This window comes from Nonlabens sp., from assembly GCF_047636915.1.
GTDB lineage: Bacteria > Bacteroidota > Bacteroidia > Flavobacteriales > Flavobacteriaceae > Nonlabens.
Window position 1 is genome coordinate 1 of sequence record NZ_JBLIGN010000046.1, and the last position, 21,859, is coordinate 21,859.

The following is a 21,859-nucleotide window of genomic DNA, read 5'->3' on the forward strand; positions in this document are numbered from 1 at the left end:
GCTCGTAAGATTTTAAAACTGTAGTACGTGAAAGCGCCATCGAAATTGATAAAATTCTCGTTGGAGGTAAAAGCCATTGGTCTGGAAGTTCTCTTTTACGAATACATCTTTTTATAGCCTTATACAATAGGGTATATTTTTTATCCTCTTTTGAAGATTGGAGTAATTCGTATTCATTTGAAATACGCTGGATGGCAAACTCGTGATTGGTATTCATTAATTAAGTAAATTGGCTTCCTAAAAGTAGTGTATTTTAAATTTAGTTTGTTAATATATTCGTTTTAGACTTTTCCATACTTATGAATTCTTCTTCAAAAATTACTTTAATCTTATTTTTCCTTCTTATATTTTCACTCTTATCTTGTAGTGAAAACAGCAGCAGTTTACCGGAAGAAATGACTGAATTTATAGAAAGTGGCTCTGGAGTTTTTAATTTTAGATATCAAAATACTACAAGCACCTCTACATTAAAAATCTATTATCACCTGCCTGAAAATATCGCGCAAGACGCTAGAATATTAGTTGTATTTCACGGAGCAGGAAGAAATGCTCGGGATTATAGAGATGCCTTAATTAGCGAGGCAAATCAATCCCAATTCATTGTAATTGCGCCGGAGTTTTCCACAGATAATTTTCCAGGTGGAGATGGTTATAACTTAGGTAATGTTTTTATAGATGGCGATAATCCCAGCATTACTAACATTAATGACGAAAGTGACTGGGCCTTTTCAGTAATAGAGCCCTTGTTTGACACTATCGTATCGCAAATCGATAATTCCAGTAGCACTTATGACATTTTTGGTCATTCTGCTGGAGGACAATTTGCACATCGATTCCTTATGTATAAACCCCTAGCTCGTGCAAACCGTATAGTGGCATCGGCGTCTGGATGGTACACTTTTCCAGACCTCTCTATTTCATTCCCTTATGGTTTTGATGATTCCCCTTTACATAACAGTTCATTATCTGTTTTATTTTCTCATCAAATGCATATTCAAGTAGGCGCAAATGATAACAATCCCAATGCTTCAGGATTGCGACGCAATGCGCAAGCTGATGTGCAAGGAATTCATCGAGCAGAACGTGCAGAAAACTTTTTTAATTTTTCTCAAAATCTAGCAATCATTAGTAATTTGCCCTTTCAATGGAGCTTTACTAATATTCCAAACGCCGATCATGATTTTCGCGGTGCGGCTTTAAGTGCTGCCCAATATCTTTACAACTAGTGGTATCAATTAAAATACAATGACAAAAAAGCAAATTGGATTATTTTTAGGACCCATTTTATTTATTTTAGCGCGATTTTTTTATGCTCCAGAAGGATTGAGCGATGAGGCAAATGCTGTACTCGCTTCTACCCTATGGATTGCTGCTTGGTGGATTACAGAGGCGGTTCCTATCGCTGCAACAGCATTATTACCTATCGTATTATTTCCTCTTACCGGTGGGCTTGTATTGAGTGAGACCACAGCGTCTTATGGACATAAATATATCTTTCTATTCATAGGAGGTTTTATGCTCGCTATTGCCATAGAAAGATGGAGTCTTCACAAACGAATTGCCCTTACTATTATCAAACTAGTAGGGACTAATATCAATAAGATCATCTTAGGCTTTATGCTGGCAACAGCCTTTCTTTCTATGTGGATTTCAAATACAGCAACCGCTGTAATGATTCTTCCAGTCGGAATTGCAATCATCCTACAATTACAAGATAATCCTAACACCAAGAAAAACGAAAATCTAATTTTCGGCAAAGCACTCATGCTTTCTATCGCTTACAGTGCTTCTATAGGCGGAATGGCAACCCTCATAGGAACACCGCCTAATTTAGTTCTTGCTGGTGTGGTAGAAAGCACCTTTCATACGGAGATTACTTTTTTTCAATGGTTTCTTTTTGGCTTTCCTCTCAGTATGATTTTACTGTTTATTTGCTGGATTTACTTAACGAAATTTGCTTTTAAATTTGAACAAAAAGAATTTCCTGGAGGTAAAGAAGAAATCAATCGACAGCTCGCCTCACTAGGAAGTATGAGTTATGAAGAGAAAATTATCGCTGTTGTTTTTTCATTAACTGCCATAGCTTGGATATGTCGTTCTTTCTTATTAATCCAGTGGATACCTGCCATAGATGACACTATTATCGCAATTACTGGAGCATTACTTTTATTTTTAATTCCTAATAAAGATAAATCTCAGGCGCTTTTAACATGGGAAGATGCTGTAAAATTGCCCTGGGGCATATTAATTCTTTTTGGTGGTGGAATGGCCCTTGCAACCGCTTTTGAATCCAGTGGTCTTGCTATATGGATAGGTAGTCAACTCGCCAGCTTAGAAGGAATCTCCTTATTTATATTATTATTAGTCATCATTGCAGCAGTGAACTTTTTAACAGAAATTACATCCAACCTTGCTACTACGGCAATGTTATTACCCATTTTGGTCTCTGTGGCTGCTATTTTAAATATCAATCCTTATTACTTATTAGTAAGTGCTACCGTTGCAGCTTCCTGCGCATTTATGCTTCCAGTGGCCACTCCGCCAAATGCCGTAGTATTTGGCTCTGGATATCTTAGTATTAAGGATATGGTACAAAAAGGGATTTGGATGAATATAATATCTATTTTTATCTTAACCTTATTTGCCTACTTTGCCTTACCCTGGCTCTGGGATTTAGAATAATATTTGATCATTATATGAATCATTCCACTTTCGCGAAAACGGAATTATTAGCCTAAGTTCCTAAAATCACATAAAAAAGATATGTAAAAAACAAGGTAATTGAAACGGTACATCATGCACCTTTAAATTTGCGATTTAGATTGAAGCTTGCCTTATACGGTAAACTTCATCCCTATCCGTTACCTTTGTACCATGCACAAACTTCACATTGATAATAGCTTTACAAACGCGCTACCTAAAGACCCAATAAACGAAAACTTTACTCGTCCAGTAACTGACGCAGCTTACTCTCTGGCAACACCTGTTCCATTTAAAAAAGCCAGTTTGATACATATTTCAAAACTAGCTAAAGAACTAGGGTTTTCCGAAGAAGAAATCAACGGAGAAGAGTTTCTACAACTTTTTACTGGACAACATTTGTATCCTAAAACAGAATCCTATGCCATGGCTTATGCTGGACACCAATTTGGAAATTGGGCGGGACAGTTAGGTGATGGTCGTGCGATCAATCTATTTGAAATAGTACATAAAGAACAACGCTGGGCATTTCAATTAAAAGGTGCTGGTCCTACTCCATATTCTCGTCGTGGTGATGGACTTGCTGTTTTAAGGTCCAGTATTAGAGAACACCTTTGTAGTGAAGCCATGCATCATTTAGGTATTCCTACCACTCGATCGCTATCGCTAGCATTGAGCGGTGAGGAAGTGCTGCGGGATATGATGTACGACGGCAATACAGCTTATGAAAAAGGAGCTGTAGTCTGTCGTGTGGCTCCTAGTTTTATACGTTTTGGTAATTTTGAACTTGCTGCTGCTCAAGGCGAAAACAATCTTCTCAAAAAACTCACCGATTATACCATTTCCACCTTTTTTACACACATCAAATCTAGTGGCAAAGAAGCCTATTTAGAATTTTTTAAACAGGTTACAGATCGCACACTAGAAATGATCATGCATTGGCAACGAGTAGGTTTTGTTCACGGAGTGATGAACACAGATAATATGTCTATTCTAGGGCTCACTATAGATTATGGACCTTATGGCTGGTTAGAGCCTTACGATCACGGCTGGACTCCTAACACTACAGACAGACAGCATAAAAGATACCGTTATGGCGCGCAACCAGAAATAGGTTTGTGGAATTTATTACAACTGGCAAATGCGTTGTTTCCACTGATAGAAGATTCCACCGCATTGCAAGAAATTCTTGATAATTACAAGACCAATTATCAAGTCCAGTACCTTGAAACCATGATGAATAAACTAGGGCTCTACCACACGGACAAGGACGACCGTGACTTGATGCAAAATCTAGAAGAAAGCCTGCATTTACATGAAACTGACATGACTATTTTCTATCGTGAATTATGTAAAATCAATTCGAAAACTGATATAATAGAAGCTTTTAAAATCATTTCTATTGCTTTTTACAATTTTCCAAAATTGGTAGAGCAACATAAAAAAACGTGGATGGAATGGCTAGAAAGCTATAGAATACGGCTGCAGTTTGATTTGGAACAAAGTCCATTAGATAGGTACGCTTTCGCGAAAGCGAGAACTCAAAAAATGAACAATATCAATCCTAGATACGTTCTCAGGAACTACATCTCACAATTGGTTATCGATGAAGCAGATAAAGGAAATTATGAATTGCTTCATGACGTTTATAAAATGCTTCAACATCCTTATACAGAGCAACCAGAATTTGAAAAATGGTATGCATTACGACCAGATTGGGCACGTTCTAAAGTAGGTTGTAGCATGCTTAGTTGTAGTAGTTAAATGTGCTAAGAATACGAATTGAGTGATGGGGAGTTCAAAAAAATATGCGCTACATCAGATATAAGAACCCTCAAGCTTTAAGAACTACTTTTGCAAAAGCGAAAACATAATCACTTAGCTTTGCACTTTATTTTTATACATGCAAAAAGACCTGTTCCTTTTCACGCCTCCTTTTACACAACTGAATACACCCTATCCAGCGACTGCCTATATCAAAGGGTTTTTAAATACTAAGGAAATTGATTCCTATCAAATGGACTTGGGTATCGAGGTGATTTTAGAGCTGTTCTCTGCCGCCGGAATGACTAAAGTATTTGATTATGCACTTGATCAAAATAGTATATTAAATAATAACAGCCAGCGTATATATGCTTTAAAAGATCACTACATAAAACCACTGGACGGTATCATCTCATTTCTACAAGGTCATAACGATACTTTTGCCAGACAGATTTGTACTGATCATTTCCTGCCTCAAGCCTCTAGATTTGATCAAGTGGATGATTTAGAATGGGCTTTTGGAAACATGGGAATGCAGGATAAAGCTAAACATCTTGCCACCTTATACCTCGAGGACCTCTCTGATTTTATTGTAGATTGTGTGGATGATAATTTTGGTTTCAGTCGGTATGCAGAGCGGTTGGGAATGAGTGCCAATAGTTTTGACGAACTTTATACAGAGCTTCTTCAACCGCTGTCTTACATTGATGAGATTGCGATCTCTATTTTAGAGAAAAAACTAAAAGACATACAACCGAAGCTGGTCGTGATGTCTGTTCCATTTCCTGGTAACTTGTACAGCGGCTTGAGGTCGTGCCAATATATTAAAAACCATTTTCCAGATACTAAAATAGCCATGGGCGGTGGCTTTCCTAATACAGAATTGAGGTCTGTAAAAGACGCTCGTGTATTTGAATTTGTAGATTTTATATGTCTTGATGATGGAGAGCTGCCGCTGGAATTAGTTTCTGATTATGTGTTGAATACTTCTTCTAAATCTATGGGAGAATTAGAACTTAAAAGAACTTTTGTTCTTGACAATGGGGTGGTTACCTATAAAAATAATGCTACAAGATCAGATTATAAGCAATTACAGATAGGCACACCCGATTATAGTGACTTACTTCTAGATCAATATATTTCCGTTATAGAAGTGGCAAATCCTATGCACAGCCTATGGAGCGATGGTCGATGGAACAAATTGACCATGGCGCACGGTTGTTACTGGGGCAAATGTACTTTTTGTGATATTTCTTTAGATTACATAAGTCTTTATGAACCGATTGCAGCAAATGTTCTTGTCGATCGCATGGAACAGCTTATAGAACAGACGGGAGAACAAGGGTTTCATTTTGTAGATGAAGCGGCGCCACCTGCATTGATGCGTTCTGTAGCTTTAGAAATTTTAAAAAGAAACTTAACAGTAACCTGGTGGACGAACATCCGCTTTGAGAAAAATTTCACGCAAGATCTCTGTCATTTATTAAAAGCTTCTGGCTGTATTGCTATTTCTGGCGGTCTTGAAGTGGCATCAGACAGGTTGTTAAAGCTCATTGATAAAGGAGTTACGGTGGAGCAAGTAGCGCAAGTAACTAGAAATCTCACAGCGGCTGGAATCATGGTTCACTCCTATTTGATGTACGGCTATCCTACGCAAACCATTCAGGAAACAATAGACAGCTTAGAAATGACTAGACAGTTATTTGAATTAGGTGTTATCCAAAGTGGTTTCTGGCATCAATTTGCGCTTACGGCGCACAGTCCAGTAGGAAGGAATACAGAGGATTACGGGATTACACCACATTTAAAAGAGATAGGTTTTGCTAATAATGACGTGCAGTTCACCGATTCTACAGGAATTGATCACAGCATATTTAGTAATGGATTAAAGAAGTCACTATTCAATTTTATGCATGGAATAGGCTTTGATATGTCACTGCAAGAATGGTTTGACTTTGATATTCCAGAAACAACTATTGCTGCTTACTACATAGAGGATTGTTTGAATAAGGAAATTTTTAGGTCTATTAAAACAAATTCTAAAGTAGTTTATTTAGGGAATTTACCCTTAATCGCTCCCTGTAAAAAGATCAAAAAGGGTAAAGAAGTCACTTATCTAGACCTCGTCTTCCATGATAAGACTAGTTCTTTCCAAATAGAAATTCCAGAAGACCAAGGGAACTGGCTGATAGATCAGTTGGAATTGTTACAACCGACGAATAAAATTTCTACCTTCTCGCAAATAAAAGCTTCTTATGAATCAAAATTTAATCCATTCGAACCATTTTGGTATTCTGAAGAAATGGAAATCTTAAGAGCAAATGGTTTATTGGTATTGTGATCTGTCCCAAAAAGGCTCTTAAGTAGCTTTCTGTTTTTTAAGAAAATAGAATGTTGCCAAATGTTCAGATACACCTGATTTTATTGTGATAAATTAAAAATTAGTCGCTAATTTTTAAGTATTCCACAGCAAACAAAATTATTTTAGGGTAAGGCTTAAAAAAAATAAGAAATAATTGGCATTTAAGAGGGAGAACTTTAGATTTGAATTTCCAACTTATATACATTTGAAAACAAATAACCGCATCTCTTTTAATTTCTTAGCTGTTTGTTCAACAAACTTTTATCATCAGACTATGATTGCGTTTATAAGCAGCACCCTATTGGGTTTCTAGCAATTTACCTCCGTTCCTAAGATGTTTTTACATCCTTATAAACCTAATAATTTCAATTCCTAAAGCTTTTCAAATATGAAAGTCTTAAAATTCGGTGGCACCTCTGTTGGATCTGCTTCACATATAAACAATGTCATTTCCATTCTAGAAGAAAAATCTAAAAAGGATAAAGTAATTTGTGTCGTGTCTGCAATAGGTGGTGTCACAGATCTATTACAACAAAGCGGTTTACTGGCACAACAGGGTGATCCTGCCTATCTAGAAGTGGCAAGAGCTATAGAAGAAAAGCATTTGCAACTACTCACAGAACTGATAAATGAAAACGCTGCTGAAATCAAAGCTGCTTTAAAAGAACAGTTTCAACATCTTAAAAATTTACTTAACGGTATTTATCTGATCCGTGAGCTATCTCCTAAGACAACAGATAAATTACTCAGCTTCGGAGAACAGCTATCTTCATTTATCGCAACAGAAACTTTAAATGCTCGCCATTCAAATGCTGTTTTAAAAAACGCTCAAGAACTGATTGTTACAGATGATAGTTTTACAAAAGCTCAGGTTTTACTGCGGCAAACACATAGTAATATTGCAGCGTACTTTAAAAATGCGCCACAACAAATTACTATTTTACCTGGTTTTATAGCCAGATCATTTAATGGAGAAGCTACTACCTTAGGTCGTGGCGGTTCTGATTATACAGCTGCTCTAATAGCTGCAGCTTTAAACGCTAAAGAACTAGAAATATGGACAGACGTAAGCGGCATGTTTACCGCAAATCCAAAATTAGTCAAGCAAGCTTACCCAATTAAAAACATCAACTATCAAGAGGCGATGGAGTTGTCACATTTTGGGGCAAAAGTTTTGTATCCGCCTTCGATACAACCTGTTCTGGAATTGAAAATACCTATTTTAATTAAAAACACCTTACGTCCTGATGAATCAGGAACTCGCATTTCTACACCTGATGTTAAGGAAGACCGCAATGCTACTGGAATAAGCAACATTGACCACATTACTTTATTGACTCTTCAGGGAAGTGGAATGGTAGGAATCCCTGGTTTTTCAAAGAAATTATTTGGACGGCTGGCACAAGACAGGATCAATATTATACTCATTACACAGGCGTCTTCAGAGCATTCTATTTGCATTGCGATCGATCAAAAGGACGTTCAAAAAGCAGAAAACGGCATCAATGAGACTTTTGCATATGAAATAGAACGCAACCAGTTGGATAGCGTTTTAATAGAAGAAAACTTAGCTATCATTGCTCTTGTAGGTAGTAGAATGAAACACTTACAAGGTATGAGTGGTAAAATGTTCGGTGCTTTGGGGAAAAACAATATCAATATTAGAGCCATCGCTCAAGGGGCTTCAGAAATGAATATCAGTGCTGTAATTGATCAGAAAGATGTGAAAAAAGCATTGAATACCCTACACGAACGATTTTTTGAAGGAGATCACAAACAAGTAAATTTATTTATCGCTGGAGTGGGCAATGTAGGAGAAAAGCTCCTTGTACAAATCAAGCAACAGCGCAAGTATCTGAAAGAACATTTAAAACTAAACCTTCGTGTTATAGGGGTTAGTAATTCTAAAAAAATGTATTTTAAATCTGATGGAATGGATTTAAAAACTTGGAAAGAGGAACTTAAAAATGGAGAAATAGCCCGTCTCGACGGTTTTCGTAAAAAGGCTATTGATCTCAATTTGCGCAATAGCGTTTTTGTTGATGTAACGGCAAGTGCAGCGGTTTCTAAGGAATACATCTATTACTTAAAAGAAAGTATTGCTGTTGTGGCCTGTAATAAAATAGCTTGTTCTGCTGCTTTAGAAGATTACCAGCAGTTGAAGAGATACGCTTTAAAATACAATGCGCCATTTTTATTTGAAACCAATGTAGGGGCTGGCTTACCTATTATTGATACCTTGCAAAACCTTATGGCTTCAGGAGACAAAATTGTCTCTATCCAAGCTGTTTTATCTGGCAGTCTTAATTTTATTTTCAATAATTTTACGGATCAGACAAAATTTCACGATGTCGTACAACAAGCACAAGAACAAGGATATACAGAGCCAGATCCACGTATTGATTTGAGCGGTGTAGACGTTGCTAGAAAGATTCTAATTCTCGCTAGAGAAAGCGGTCTCGCTATGAATTTGGAAGATGTTAAAAACAAAACGTTCCTTACAGATAACAACAACGCCAGCGATACAGTAGCTGATTTTTACAGCACATTGATAGAAGATGAGCCGCATTTTCAGTCTTTGTACGCTTCCGCGAAAGAAAAAAACGTACAGCTTAAATACGTAGCGACATTAACGGAGAATGGAGCCAGCGTAGGCTTGCAGCAAATCCCCATAGGCCATCCCTTCTACAATTTAAAAGGAAGCGATAACATCGTGATGTTCTTCACAGCGAGATATCCCGAACAACCATTACTAGTAAAAGGTGCAGGAGCTGGTGCTGATGTTACCGCATCCGGACTGTTTGCAGACATCATAAGAATAGGAAATAACTAATGAAAGAAATAAGAATATTTGCTCCGGCAACAGTAGCAAATGTAGCTTGTGGGTTTGATGTATTAGGCTTTTGTTTGGATACTGTTGGTGATGAAATGGTCGTAAGGAGGGTTTCTAAAAAAGGAATAGTCATCACTAAATGTGTAGGTTATGAGTTACCTATGGAACTAGAAAATAATGTGGCTGGAGTCGCGGCTCAAGCTTTTATAAATGATTTTAATCCCGAGTTAGGAATAGAAATAGAGATTTATAAAAATATCAAACCTGGAAGTGGTGTAGGAAGCAGTGCTGCTAGTGCCGCAGGAGTGGTTGTCGCTTTGAATGAATTGTTAGGGAAACCTTATAAAAAAGAGCAACTCACTACTTTTGCCATGAAAGGAGAAGCTGTTGCCAGTAAATGTGAGCATGCCGATAATCTTGCACCAGCTATTTATGGCGGTTTTACACTAGTTAAATCCTGTCATCCTGTAAAAATTCTGAAAATCCCTACTCCATCAGATTTGTTTGCCAGCATTATACATCCTCAAATAGAAATAAAAACAGCCGATTCTCGTGCGGCTCTTCCAGCAGACATTCCACTGTATCAAGCGATTGAACAATGGGCAAATCTAGGTAGTTTGATTCACGCATTACACACCTCCGATTATGATTTGATCGCAGCATCGCTAAATGACGTGGTCATTGAGCCGCATAGAAGTAAACTCATACCGCATTATCACGAAATAAAAAATGCCGTGCTAAAAGCGGGAGCTTTAGGCTGTGGAATTTCAGGCTCGGGACCTAGCATTTTTACCTTGTGTAAAGGAGAAGAAAACGCTCTTAAAGTAGAACAAGCCATGAAGGACATGTATTCTAAAACAGAAATCGACTTTGATACGTATGTATCTTCCATCAATCAGCAAGGAATTAAAATCCTTAACCCTTAAATTATGAATTATTACTCCCTTAATAAAAAGGCTCCTCATGCTTCTTTTAAAGAAGCCGTAGTTAAAGGATTGGCACCAGATAAAGGACTGTATTTCCCTAAAACTATCACTAGACTTGAAGATTCTGTATTTGAAAATATAGAGCATTTGACTCGTGAAGAAATTGCTTTAAAAGCTATAGAACAGTTTGTAAGTCCCGAGATTCCTTTAGAAAATCTTAAAGCGATTATTAAAGAGACCATAGCATTTGATTTTCCTGTGGTTGAATTTAACGATCAAATTTCTACTTTAGAATTATTTCACGGCCCTACTATGGCTTTTAAAGATGTGGGTGCCCGGTTTATGGCGAGATGTTTAAGTCACTATAATCAAGGGAAAACAGAAGAAATAACAGTTCTTGTTGCTACCTCAGGAGATACTGGTGGTGCTGTGGCACACGGTTTTTTAGGCGTTAAAGGTGTCAAGGTGGTTATTTTGTATCCTAAAGGAAGAGTAAGCGTCGTACAAGAGAAGCAATTAACCACATTAGGTCAGAACATTACAGCTCTAGAAGTAAATGGCGTTTTTGATGATTGTCAAGACATGGTAAAACGTGCTTTTCTAGATGAAGAATTGACTTCAAAAATACAGTTGACCAGCGCAAATTCTATTAATGTTGCCCGATGGTTGCCACAAATGTTTTACTTCTTTTTTGCGTACCAGGAATTGAAAAAGAAACATGGAAAAATTGTCTTTTCAGTTCCTAGTGGAAATTTTGGAAACATATGTGCTGGGATGATAGCTAAAAAATTAGGCCTTCCCATCCATCATTTTATAGCAGCAAATAACGAAAATAACGTGATAACAAAATTCTTAAAAACAAAACAATACTCGCCGGAAACCACCGTTGCTACTATAAGTAACGCAATGGATGTTTCTAACCCCAGTAATTTTGCACGAATTCAAGAACTTTACGATCAAGATTTTAAATCACTACAAAAAGACCTTTCCTCCTTTTCTTATACAGATCAACAAACTGAAGATGCTTTAACAGAGATTAAAACCAAATACAATTACATAGCAGATCCTCATGGAGCTATAGGATATCTCGCCTGCAAAGATTATTTAAAGGATGATGAAAAAGTACATTGTGTGTTTTTAGAAACGGCACATCCAACAAAATTTCTTCCTACCGTAGAACGTGTACTGAATGTAAAATTGGCCTTGCCAGAACAGATCAAACAAGTGATGAATAAAAAGAAAATTTCAATGGAAATTAAGGATTATAAAGAATTCAAAGAATACCTACTTAACAGATAGCGGCCTTTGAATCGAATACGTGCTAAAACGTGCATCTTACTAGCCATAAAAACTCCTTACGAATAGTAAATAACGGATTAAAAAAAATAAAACATAGCTGCACCTTTTTTTAAAAGCGATTTAGATCATTTAATTTAAAATAAAATTCTTTTTTTAGCAGATTTAAAACAGGACTGCCATTCTGTTTTGATGATACAAAGGTAAAAAAACAGACTTTATGTGACATTTGAGTGTTGTGGTAACACCACTTAATAAAGCTTGAATTTACTCACTTTATTACGCCCTGCTAAGTAACCTTCTTTACTATTTACCATTCGCACTGTATAAAAACCTATATCTGTGAGCTTCTTCCATAAAACTCCTTCTGTCCCACTCCACCATATTCCTTCTGATCCCACAGCAAGAAGTTCTTTACCATCTGTTTCTGGAATAAAAATAATATCGCTGCAGTAACCAGGTCCATTTTTAGCGTCCATTAATTTCCAAGTTTTACCTCCATCAGATGTGATTGCCTTGTTGTGTAAATTATCTGCCTTTTTGTTCCAGTCACCACCTATCATCACACCACGTTTTTCATTTATAAAATCAATAGCGTAAATTCCTGTCATCACGCCACCTGCAACTATAGGAGTTGCATATTCTTCCCAGCTGGAACCGCGGTCTGTGCTGTGTAAGATTCTTGCTGCAGCACCTCCAGTTGCGAGCCACACATGATCCTTATATATAGCAATGTTAGAGTTACTGGCTGCAAAAGCTGCTTCGCCTTCTATAAATTTTGGCAAATGAGCACAGTCCACCTTTTTCCATGTAGTTCCACCGTCGAGAGTTTTTAGTACAGAGAGACATTTTTCAATAGGATCACCAAATGCGATTCCTTCCTGATCGTTCCAAAATTTCATGCTGTCGTAAAAAACGCCTTCCTCCACCTCTGTGTATATTAATTTTACAACATTATTTGATTGAGCGATTTTGTAAATCAGTGCAGGATTTCCCGCACTCAAGAGGTAGGTGTATAATTCTGTTGTTGCAATGGATCTGAATTCGATGGATTGATCTTCTTTAAGCGTCACTTTAAACTTTTCTATATGACCTGTTGCTTCTTCTATTCTACCATACTGTCCATCACTTCCCGAAAACCAGTAGTCACCATTAGCATAATCCAGCGCCCTTATACGGATGGTATCCGTCATTATATCATTAATTTCAATAGCAATATCAATTCTAGAATCGACCTGAACAGCTTCCAGTTCGATAACTTTAGGCTCGTTCTTGCAAGATATTGTCCATGATAGTAAGGCAAAAAACAGAATTTTTTTCATTGGGTGAAAATAACGAAGAAAAAATAAGTGTGTTTGTTACTTTTCCACTTTCTGTTTTATGAAAAACAGCCGTTTGAGCGCTATTTAAATCGGTGCAACAGCGCAAGGGAATTCAAAAGTTTTATAAAAAAATATATCGCCTCACATAACTTGCTGAGGAATAGCCGTACTTTTGCAAAATGAGATTTCACCATAATTTAGTGCAGGCAACTGTAGATGCGTTGCATACCATTTTTAACGATGGCAAGTATGCCGATCAAGCGATACAAAAGATTCTCAAGCGCGATACACGCTGGGGTTCTAGAGATAGAGGTTTTATTGCAGAGACAACCTACGACATTGTGCGCTATAAGAGGTTATTTGCTTCTATAGCAAAGGCAAGCGAACCTTTTGATCCACAAGATTTATGGAGACTTACCAGTGTATGGATCATTCTTAAAGGACATGACCTTCCGGCCTGGGATGAGTATTATAATACACCAGTAAGACGTGTAAGAGGTGGTTTGGACGAAGTACGAACAAATCGCAAAATGCGTGAATCTATTCCTGATTGGATGGATGAGATGGGTATAGCAGAATTAGGAAATATTTGGGATCAGGAAATTACTGCCTTGAACCAGCAGGCATCCGTCGTTTTAAGAGCTAATTCTCTTAAAACAGATGTGGCTTCCCTAAAAGAAAAGCTGGTGGCTGAAGAAATTCTGACCACAACAAACGACCGTTTTCCAGACGCATTAATACTTAATGAAAGAGCAAACGTTTTCCGTACGCAGTTGTTTACGGACGGTTTATTTGAAGTGCAAGATGCTGGATCGCAGCTGATCGCCGCTTTTTTAAATCCGCTGCCTGGAGAGCGCATTATGGATGCTTGTGCTGGTGCAGGTGGAAAGACACTTCACCTTGCAGCTATGATGGAAAATAAAGGGCAAATTATTGCTACAGATATTTATCAAAGCAAGCTCAACGAGCTCAAAAGGCGTACCCGTCGTGCTGGTGCTCATAACGTGGAGACTCGACTGCTAGAATCTTCTAAAACGATCAAAAAACTAGCTGGTAAAATGGACGGATTGCTCATCGACGCCCCCTGCAGCGGTTTAGGTGTTTTAAGACGTAATCCAGATGCAAAATGGAAGTTACAACCAGAATTTATTGAAAAAATTAAAGAAACCCAACAAGAGATTTTGCAATCGTATAGCCGCGTGGTAAAATCTGGTGGCAGAATGGTCTACGCTACATGCTCTATTTTCCCATCAGAAAATGAAGTTCAGGTGGATAAGTTCTTAAAATCAGACGCAGGAGCCGATTTTGAATTAGAAGATTCACAAACTCTTTATGCGCATAGAGATGGCTTTGATGGTTTCTTTATGGCAAGAATGAAAAAAAAATAACTTCTCAAGCACATTCTCTGTAATGCCGAATATGTGAACCAGACTATACCCACTATCTACTGATACTTATGAAAAACATTACCTTATTATTTTTATTGTTATCTACCCTTGGTCACGCACAAATCCCATCTGGTTATTACGATACTGCTAATGGCCTAAATGGATATCTGTTAAAATCTGAGTTAAGTACCATCATTACTAATGGTTATAATGGTCAAAGTTATGGCGCTCTGATTACCTTATATGACACATCAGATAATGATGCTTATTATGATAATGGGACTCAAACGAATACCATTCTAGACATGTACTCTGAGATTCCTAACGCAGCAGATCCATATAATTGGACCATCGGAATGAGTGCTAATTGCGGTAATTATAATAGTGAAGCAGATTGTTACAACCGAGAGCACATCTTTCCACAAGGATTTTTTAGTCAAAATGAACCTATGCGCAGTGACGCGCATCATGTAATTCCTTCTGATGGTTGGGTAAATGGTTTGAGAAGTTCTTTTCCTTTCGGTAAGGTCAACCCTAATGGAACGAATGTAACAACCACCTTAAATGGAAGTAAAAAAGGGCCTTCTATTACTTCAGGTTTTTCAGGAACGGTCTTTGAACCCATAGACGAGTTTAAAGGAGATATAGCGCGAATGTTATTATATTTTGCAACTAGATATGAAAACAATATTAACGATAGTGGATGGGATGCAGCAAACGCTAGTTCCAATAATCCGCGAGATGGATCGAGTGATCAGTTTTATGAACAATGGTATATTAATTTATTGTTAGACTGGCATAATTCAGATCCAGTAAGTCAGAAGGAAATAGATCGCAATAATGATATTTACGTGCATCAAAATAATAGGAATCCTTTTATTGATAATCCGCAGTATGTAACTTTAATTTGGGCCTCTAACAATAATCCAAATGGTGATTTATTTGCCACTTTAAAAGATACTTTTGTAGACATAGACATGGACGGTTATGGAAGCGTAGGCGATCAAATCACGTATGAATACCAAATTAATAATATAGGAACTACAAATCTGTTCAATTTAACCGCTGTTGCTGATTTAGGAGCGTTTGCCGCTCCTGGACAACTGTCACAGTTAAATGCGGGAGTCAACAGTACCGATGCCTTTGGCACGCTTACCTATACCTTAACGCCAAGCGACATTTCAAGTGTTTGTGGCTGTGTTATCAACAAAATAACAATAACTTCTGACTTTAATGCTGCTGGAACCAGTGGAAGTTTTTCGGTAGAAAGCGATGATCCAGATAATTTTACCAACACAGATAGTAACGGCGATATGTTACCTGATGATGATACAAAAACGACTTTAGTCATAGCCCCTTTTTCTGGCGCAGCGACAGAATTATTTATTTCTGAATACATAGAAGGAAGTGGTAACAATAAAGCAATTGAAGTAGCCAATTTTACAGGTGCTTTTATAGATCTATCAAATTACTCCATACAAATAAGTCCCAATGGAAACGGCTGGACAAATGCGTTAGCACTTTCAGGAACACTAGCAAATCAATCGGTTTATGTGATAGCTAATGGAAGCGCAACTCCAGCTATAACGGGTCAGGCAGATTTATTAGTTGGCAGTTCAGGGCCTCTAAGTTTTAACGGTAACGATGCTGTAGGCCTTTTTAAAGGAACTATACTCCTAGATGTTGTCGGTAATCCAACTAATTCTACTGTTTTTGCAGAAGATGAAACTTTAATAAGAAAAGCAACTGTTTCTTCTCCAAACAGCGTCTTCAATAAATCTGGGGAATGGAATATTTTTGCTCAAGATAATTTCAGTGATTTAGGAATGCATTCCTACGGAGGAACTGCTAGTAATTCAGAAAACATACTTCCAAATGTGACTATATATCCCAATCCTTCAACAGGTACATTTTACCTAGATGGTTCAGTAAGTGCCATCGATCGAATAGCGATCTATGATCTTTCTGGAAGGCTGTTAAAAACAGATTGGAGCCCTAATGGTTTTACCATACATTCCAAAGGAATATTTATTGCTCGTTTGAATATTGGTGACCAAATCATGTCTTATAAATTGATTGTCAAATAGTTGTTTGCAGTTTTAAATTATTCTAAAGCCGCTTTTTAGCGGTTTTTTTATGCATTTTCGTTATCTCCCTATACTTTATATGACCTTTGCTCTAGCTTGAAATTTGCTACAATGAGTATAGCTATATCGAGTGTACCAATATGTTTAAATAGCAAATTACATAAGCAAAATTATTTTTGAACCTGTTTTATTACACGATCTTAATTTTAAAGTATTTTGACAGTAAATCGAATGATACTTCCAAAAACTATCTGTAAGCTAGCTTTGTCTAGGTTTTTTATTTTATAAAGCTAAAACAGGATATAAGAATGTTACCAGTATCTCCAACTATTTTTTATCTACTAATAGTAAATTTGCTATGGTAAAAGATGCTAATCTAAATTTAAAATAGAAACCTTATCACCAGTATTTATGTTTTCATATGATTATAAAATTTAAATAAGTGGCTAGAATTCCGCTTTCGCGAAAGCGAAACACTGCATCTTTATAAATACCGAACATGCTATTCAGATAATTCAAAACAAATATTTATTATTTTCACCAGTAAATGAAAAAGAAACAAGTCTATGAAAAGCCGTATATCCGTATTTGTTGTTTTATCGTGTTTATGTGTCACTTCTCAAAACCTAAGTTCTAATGATCAAGAAAAATTAGATGAGATGATTTTCGCACAACGTCAACTCAAGGAGAATGATCGAAATGAGTGGTTCCTTTTTGAAACATATGACGGTGCATCTATGTATTTTAATGGAAAAGGAGTGCTTCAACTAAATCTAAAAAAAAGGTTTGACTGGGCAGATGCCTTTTATGGAGCAGATTTTGCAAAGGTTTCAAAGAACAACAGGTTAGGCTTTATAAATAAACAAGGAGAAGTGGTGATACCCGTAGATTATGAAAATGTCAAAGTGTTCAGTAATGGTCTTGCCGCTGTTATGATGCTAGGTAAACATGGTTTCATTGATACTGCTGGTACCCTAGTGATTCCTCCTATATATGAAGATGCTGGTTATTTTGGTGACGGCCTGGCACCTGTTAAGAAAAATGGAAAGTTTGGTTTTATCGACAGAAAAGGAACTCTAGTAATTCCTTATACCTATTTCGAATCCTACTCCTTTTATAACGGTAGGGCAGCAGTTCAGCTAGATCAATATCAAGATATGGAAAAAGAAAAATCTGGAAAATGGGGCTTTATAGATGTTACTGGTGAATTAATTATAACTTATATATATTCCGAGGTGAGTTCTTTTACACCAGATGGCACAGCAAAAGTTATTATTCAAAACGGAAGCCTTTTGGGCGATAATCATCACATCGATAAAAATGGAAAGAGGTTGTAATAAACCTTTACACTACCATACTAACCTTATTACAACCCAACAAGCTTCATTAATTATTACACCTTGTAAACAGATGTCAATATTGATTTTATCAAAAGAATACATGTATTTTAAAAACTGATTCTTCTTGTGGTAGTGTTCTAAATTTTTGATTCCTTCCATTACTCGGTTACATACATTTCTATGGTTCGTCTACAGGTGAAATACAATTTATTTTTCTCCAAATTAGAAAATCTGAACTTTTATTTGCACTTGTTTATTAGGGAGTGGAATTAATAAATCAGTGATCAGAGTTATGTCGTTTAAAGTTTTATAGTATTTGAGATTCTTCCTACAAAAATCATGATATGCAAATTTTGTTTTATAGATTTAAAACAATTCTGTCTAAGGTTATTTGTGCCACAAGGCTATAGTTCTTGCTGCAGCATTGAAATAATTTATGACCCTCTTAATCAACTTGTTAATTTATGTTTAATTACCGGAACCAGTCACAATTGAAGCATAGCAATTTCTGATAAAGGCCTGGTTACTTGTAAGTATGATAATTTCATTTTTAAAATATCTTGATCTAAATCATCAAGGAATTCTTATTTTTAATGGATTCAAATACCGTATTCGTTTTAAGACGTGTTACTAAAACATCTGATACATGTTCCTTTTGTAACACGGAATTAATATCACATAGATTCTGTCCTTTATTTTGATGATCCCTTGAGTAAAAATTTATGACTTAAAATCATTTCTATCATTAAATCAAACACGTATTCTATTAGAATAATCTTTTGTTAGATATCTTGAAAACATGTATAGAGTAGATTAAAATCGACCACTTAAAGATATAGGCATGTGACCGTATATGTTTGACCTGTTGTGCTTTCGTTTTTCATTGCTTTTAAGAGATGCGTTTGAAAATGTTGGAACATACATTTTATGGGACAAAACAAAATATGAGGAGATCACATCATCTAAAATAAATCTTTAGAGTCATTATGAAATATATTTAATGCCTTGGTGATTTTATATTAGGGTAAAGAAAACATCTTCTCTCTGCTTCTTTCTTTTAGAGTTTTCAATTATTAAAAAAGGAATTGATATATCATCACGCTGGAGCAAAGTCTTCGATGTTCCTTTTCAATATTTAGAAAGATTTTTGGATGAATTCTGGCAAATAAAATTAAATAATAAATTAATTTTAAATTGTAAAAGACAGCATTAAACCTCACTCCTAAATAAAAGTGTTTTCCTTATTTTTTTTAATTTCACCTTCTTTTTCAGCCCTTAAACTGGACCTAAAACTTCATTTATAAAGTTTCTGTTGTTTTTATATTTTATTGTAGAATTTAGACTACTTTCGCCGCCGCAAAATTTTAAGATATTTATAACATTTTGGTTTGTTTTACGTGTTATTAACCCGCTGAAAACCTTGTTTATACATCTTTAAATTATGTTTTTAATAATAATTAAGTGATGCAGTTATGATCACAGCTTTTCACCAACACGATGCATCAAGCACTAATTATTTTTAAATTGACAATAAAATTTACTAAAAACGGATGTTTTTATCTGTGAAAATTTTTATATTATGAAAAATAACGTTTCTTTTTTATTACTATTTGTAATTTCGATAAGTTCCAGTAATCTTTATGCTCAAGTAGGAATTGGGACAAGAAGTCCAGACGTTTCAGCGGTACTTGACATTCAATCGCAAAATAAGGGAATGTTAATGCCCAGATTAACTTCTGTGCAAAGGGATTTAATCGAGGAGCCGGCCAATGGTTTAATGATTTTTAATACTACATTAAACGACGCACAAATTAATTTGGGCGATGCCATGTCACCTTTGTGGAGTGGAACTAAAACAAAACAAAATTTAATCAATAATGTAGTGAGTCAAGGCGATAATGTCATCTCAGGTTCTATAAATAATGCAGTAATACCTGACATGAGTTTAACGCCTCAAGTAGGAACTTACTCCCTTACATTTAACGCAAACCAAATGTATAGCGAAAGTGATCAACAATTTACAGCCGCTCAGGGGAATATTGATGTAAATATGATCTATCAAGATCTGAGGAATTTCTTAGCAACTGATACAACACATATTCCTGCTTTTGGAAATGATGAAACTTTACAGCCAGGTGTCTATGATCTTACAGGAGCATTTTCTTTAGCAGGTATACTTACACTTGATGGACGTAATGATAGCGATTCCTTATTTATTATTAGGAGTACAGGAGCCTTTAGTGCAGGAGCGAGTGGACAAGTTGTTCTTATAAACGGTGCAGAAGCTAGAAATGTTTATTGGGTGTCTGATGCTGCTATGGATACAGGAGCCAATTCTAATATAAAAGGATCTTTAGTTTCAGGTACGGGTGCCATTAGTTTAGGAGCAGATGCTAGACTTGAAGGAAGAATTTTTACCAATTCTGGAGCATTATCTATAGGAGCTAATTCCATTATTAATATGCCTCTTGGTGTTAGTGTTATCGACTTAAGAATCCTTTCATCATTTGCAATGTTTACGGCTTCTGGTGCTATTGCAAGTGGTGCAAACTCGACGATTGACGGAAATATAGCCACTTCAATAGGAGCCCTCACTACCGCAGGACAACATTATGGCGAAAAATATTCAGCTGCTACAACATTAGATGCAAAAATGACTGCCAATAATACTACGTATAGTATTTATCAAAATGGAGAAGAATTAGTAAACACGAGCAGAACAATTCATAGTATGACTCCAACGCTGATATCTCTTCACGCTATTATTTCAATTCTAGATCCAACAGATACAATTGAAATACGATGGAAAGTAAGCGAAGGTGAATCAATGATGCAAAACAGAAGCTTATCACTGATTCATTTTTAACTTTAATTGTTTCCGCATTTAGGTTTTGATTATAAGATAAAATTGTTTTTTCCTAGTAATCTAAAGGAGTCGCAGTCAATTTTAAACCGTATGTATCCGTTTCTATTAGTTTTATTATCAGTTTAGGTGTTTATATCGTTTTTGGTGCGCCCTCAATAGCAGGTATATTAGCACTAAAAGGCTAAAATGCTTTATCCTATATTTTTATTAGAGGTACAGCGTGTTTACTACGGGAGCAAATACACGAATTGTACTCATAAATAACACATACTTTAGATATATATGAGATATCTGAAGTAGCCATGTAACCAAAAGCTGACTTTGTTTTAAAAGGTAATTTAGTTTGTTGTTCGGGTAATCAGAGCCTTGGAAAAGTTTTGTTTCTTAAGTGGTATTGTTTAACAATTCTAGTGCTATAGGACCTTTTGTGTTCTTCAAGCACTTAATGGCTCTACATCTATTGACTTAATAAGTGTATCGTCAACTGCAGTGTTTAACTCTTCAGATGCTGTTTCAACTGGTGCTGATTGCTTTATTAATGGTCACTTAAAGACTGCGTAACGAGCTCTACCTATTGCCGAAAAACACACCCGTGAAAAATACTAAACCGGCACTTACTCCAACGGAGAAATCAGTGCAGGTGGTACCACCTTAATTCTTTATCAAAATAGCACAGAACTAGTAAATTCCGGTCCAACTATTCATGATAGGAATCCGGGATCGATATCTCTATGTGTTATTGTTTCTATGTTGGCTCCTGCAGATTTACTTGAAATACGATGAGAAGTCAGTTAGGAAGAATATAATTAAAAATAGTTACTCATCCTTAATGCGTTTTTAAATTTAATTTTTTTTTACGCTGACACATGTAATACTAAAGTTGCATTTTTATAAACCAGTAAACCAATTAAACAGACCCAAATACTATAATAACCAAATCTTTATATACCTTCAAAGACAAGCACATGTAATAAC

13 protein-coding genes are annotated in these 21,859 nt (G+C 36.1%); 11 read left to right on the forward strand and 2 right to left on the reverse strand.

Annotation, left to right across the window (positions count from 1 at the left end; genetic code table 11):
• Positions 1–217 (reverse strand): hypothetical protein (locus ACJAT0_RS08295; RefSeq protein ID WP_415181290.1); only part of this gene is annotated, 217 nt, incomplete at its 3' end.
• A 178-nt stretch (positions 218–395) separates the two neighbouring features.
• Between ACJAT0_RS08295 and ACJAT0_RS08300 the strand changes: the two genes are divergently transcribed.
• From ACJAT0_RS08300 to thrC, 7 genes are all read left to right on the forward strand, one after another.
• Positions 396–1,226: a hypothetical protein gene (locus tag ACJAT0_RS08300; protein ID WP_415181291.1), complete on the forward strand. Its 831-nt coding sequence runs from the start codon at positions 396–398 to the stop codon at positions 1,224–1,226.
• Between the two features lie 19 nt (positions 1,227–1,245).
• Positions 1,246–2,682: an SLC13 family permease gene (locus tag ACJAT0_RS08305; RefSeq protein ID WP_415181292.1), complete on the forward strand. Its 1,437-nt coding sequence runs from the start codon at positions 1,246–1,248 to the stop codon at positions 2,680–2,682.
• A gap of 192 nt (positions 2,683–2,874) precedes the next feature.
• Positions 2,875–4,464, forward strand: a complete 1,590-nt coding sequence (locus ACJAT0_RS08310; RefSeq protein WP_415181293.1) for a protein adenylyltransferase SelO — start codon at positions 2,875–2,877, stop codon at positions 4,462–4,464.
• A 139-nt stretch (positions 4,465–4,603) separates the two neighbouring features.
• Positions 4,604–6,805 carry a B12-binding domain-containing radical SAM protein gene (locus tag ACJAT0_RS08315; protein WP_415181294.1) on the forward strand — a complete coding sequence of 734 codons (2,202 nt, stop codon included), beginning with the start codon at positions 4,604–4,606 and terminating at the stop codon, positions 6,803–6,805.
• Between the two features lie 409 nt (positions 6,806–7,214).
• Positions 7,215–9,659, forward strand: a complete 2,445-nt coding sequence (gene thrA / locus ACJAT0_RS08320; protein WP_415181295.1) for a bifunctional aspartate kinase/homoserine dehydrogenase I — start codon at positions 7,215–7,217, stop codon at positions 9,657–9,659.
• Entirely contained in the window at positions 9,659–10,585 is a 927-nt protein-coding gene (locus tag ACJAT0_RS08325) for a homoserine kinase (RefSeq protein ID WP_415181296.1), read from the forward strand. Before thrA ends, ACJAT0_RS08325 begins: the two co-directional genes overlap by 1 nt.
• A gap of 3 nt (positions 10,586–10,588) precedes the next feature.
• Positions 10,589–11,884 (forward strand): threonine synthase, encoded by a 1,296-nt coding sequence (thrC, locus tag ACJAT0_RS08330; RefSeq protein WP_415181297.1) that lies wholly within the window; start codon positions 10,589–10,591, stop codon positions 11,882–11,884.
• A 248-nt stretch (positions 11,885–12,132) separates the two neighbouring features.
• Here the strand turns inward: thrC and ACJAT0_RS08335 are convergent, their stop codons facing one another.
• Positions 12,133–13,203, reverse strand: coding sequence for a WD40/YVTN/BNR-like repeat-containing protein (locus tag ACJAT0_RS08335; protein ID WP_415181298.1), 1,071 nt, complete (start codon positions 13,201–13,203; stop codon positions 12,133–12,135).
• Positions 13,204–13,382: 179 nt separating this feature from the next.
• On the opposite strand from ACJAT0_RS08335, the gene ACJAT0_RS08340 reads away from it, so the two are divergent.
• The 4 genes from ACJAT0_RS08340 to ACJAT0_RS08355 all read left to right on the forward strand — a co-directional run bounded on the left by ACJAT0_RS08340 (position 13,383) and on the right by ACJAT0_RS08355 (position 20,884).
• Entirely contained in the window at positions 13,383–14,591 is a 1,209-nt protein-coding gene (locus tag ACJAT0_RS08340; RefSeq protein WP_415181299.1) for an RsmB/NOP family class I SAM-dependent RNA methyltransferase, read from the forward strand.
• 68 nt (positions 14,592–14,659) lie between these two features.
• Complete coding sequence (locus ACJAT0_RS08345) at positions 14,660–16,678, forward strand: endonuclease (protein WP_415181300.1); 2,019 nt, start codon at positions 14,660–14,662, stop codon at positions 16,676–16,678.
• 566 nt (positions 16,679–17,244) lie between these two features.
• Complete coding sequence (locus ACJAT0_RS08350) at positions 17,245–18,015, forward strand: WG repeat-containing protein (RefSeq protein WP_415181301.1); 771 nt, start codon at positions 17,245–17,247, stop codon at positions 18,013–18,015.
• A gap of 1,582 nt (positions 18,016–19,597) precedes the next feature.
• Positions 19,598–20,884 (forward strand): ice-binding family protein, encoded by a 1,287-nt coding sequence (locus ACJAT0_RS08355; protein WP_415181302.1) that lies wholly within the window; start codon positions 19,598–19,600, stop codon positions 20,882–20,884.
• Positions 20,885–21,859: the final 975 nt, after the last annotated feature.

What these genes read in the sequence shown, in the direction of transcription:
- ACJAT0_RS08300 (WP_415181291.1), top strand. Translation starts at nt 396, where the DNA reads ATGACTGAATTTATAGAAAGTGGCTCTGGAGTTTTTAATTTTAGATAT.
- ACJAT0_RS08305 (WP_415181292.1), top strand. Translation starts at nt 1,246, where the DNA reads ATGACAAAAAAGCAAATTGGATTATTTTTAGGACCCATTTTATTTATT.
- ACJAT0_RS08310 (WP_415181293.1), top strand. Translation starts at nt 2,875, where the DNA reads ATGCACAAACTTCACATTGATAATAGCTTTACAAACGCGCTACCTAAA.
- ACJAT0_RS08315 (WP_415181294.1), top strand. Translation starts at nt 4,604, where the DNA reads ATGCAAAAAGACCTGTTCCTTTTCACGCCTCCTTTTACACAACTGAAT.
- thrA (WP_415181295.1), top strand. Translation starts at nt 7,215, where the DNA reads ATGAAAGTCTTAAAATTCGGTGGCACCTCTGTTGGATCTGCTTCACAT.
- ACJAT0_RS08325 (WP_415181296.1), top strand. Translation starts at nt 9,659, where the DNA reads ATGAAAGAAATAAGAATATTTGCTCCGGCAACAGTAGCAAATGTAGCT.
- thrC (WP_415181297.1), top strand. Translation starts at nt 10,589, where the DNA reads ATGAATTATTACTCCCTTAATAAAAAGGCTCCTCATGCTTCTTTTAAA.
- ACJAT0_RS08335 (WP_415181298.1), bottom strand. Translation starts at nt 13,203, where the DNA reads ATGAAAAAAATTCTGTTTTTTGCCTTACTATCATGGACAATATCTTGC.
- ACJAT0_RS08340 (WP_415181299.1), top strand. Translation starts at nt 13,383, where the DNA reads ATGAGATTTCACCATAATTTAGTGCAGGCAACTGTAGATGCGTTGCAT.
- ACJAT0_RS08345 (WP_415181300.1), top strand. Translation starts at nt 14,660, where the DNA reads ATGAAAAACATTACCTTATTATTTTTATTGTTATCTACCCTTGGTCAC.
- ACJAT0_RS08350 (WP_415181301.1), top strand. Translation starts at nt 17,245, where the DNA reads ATGAAAAGCCGTATATCCGTATTTGTTGTTTTATCGTGTTTATGTGTC.
- ACJAT0_RS08355 (WP_415181302.1), top strand. Translation starts at nt 19,598, where the DNA reads ATGAAAAATAACGTTTCTTTTTTATTACTATTTGTAATTTCGATAAGT.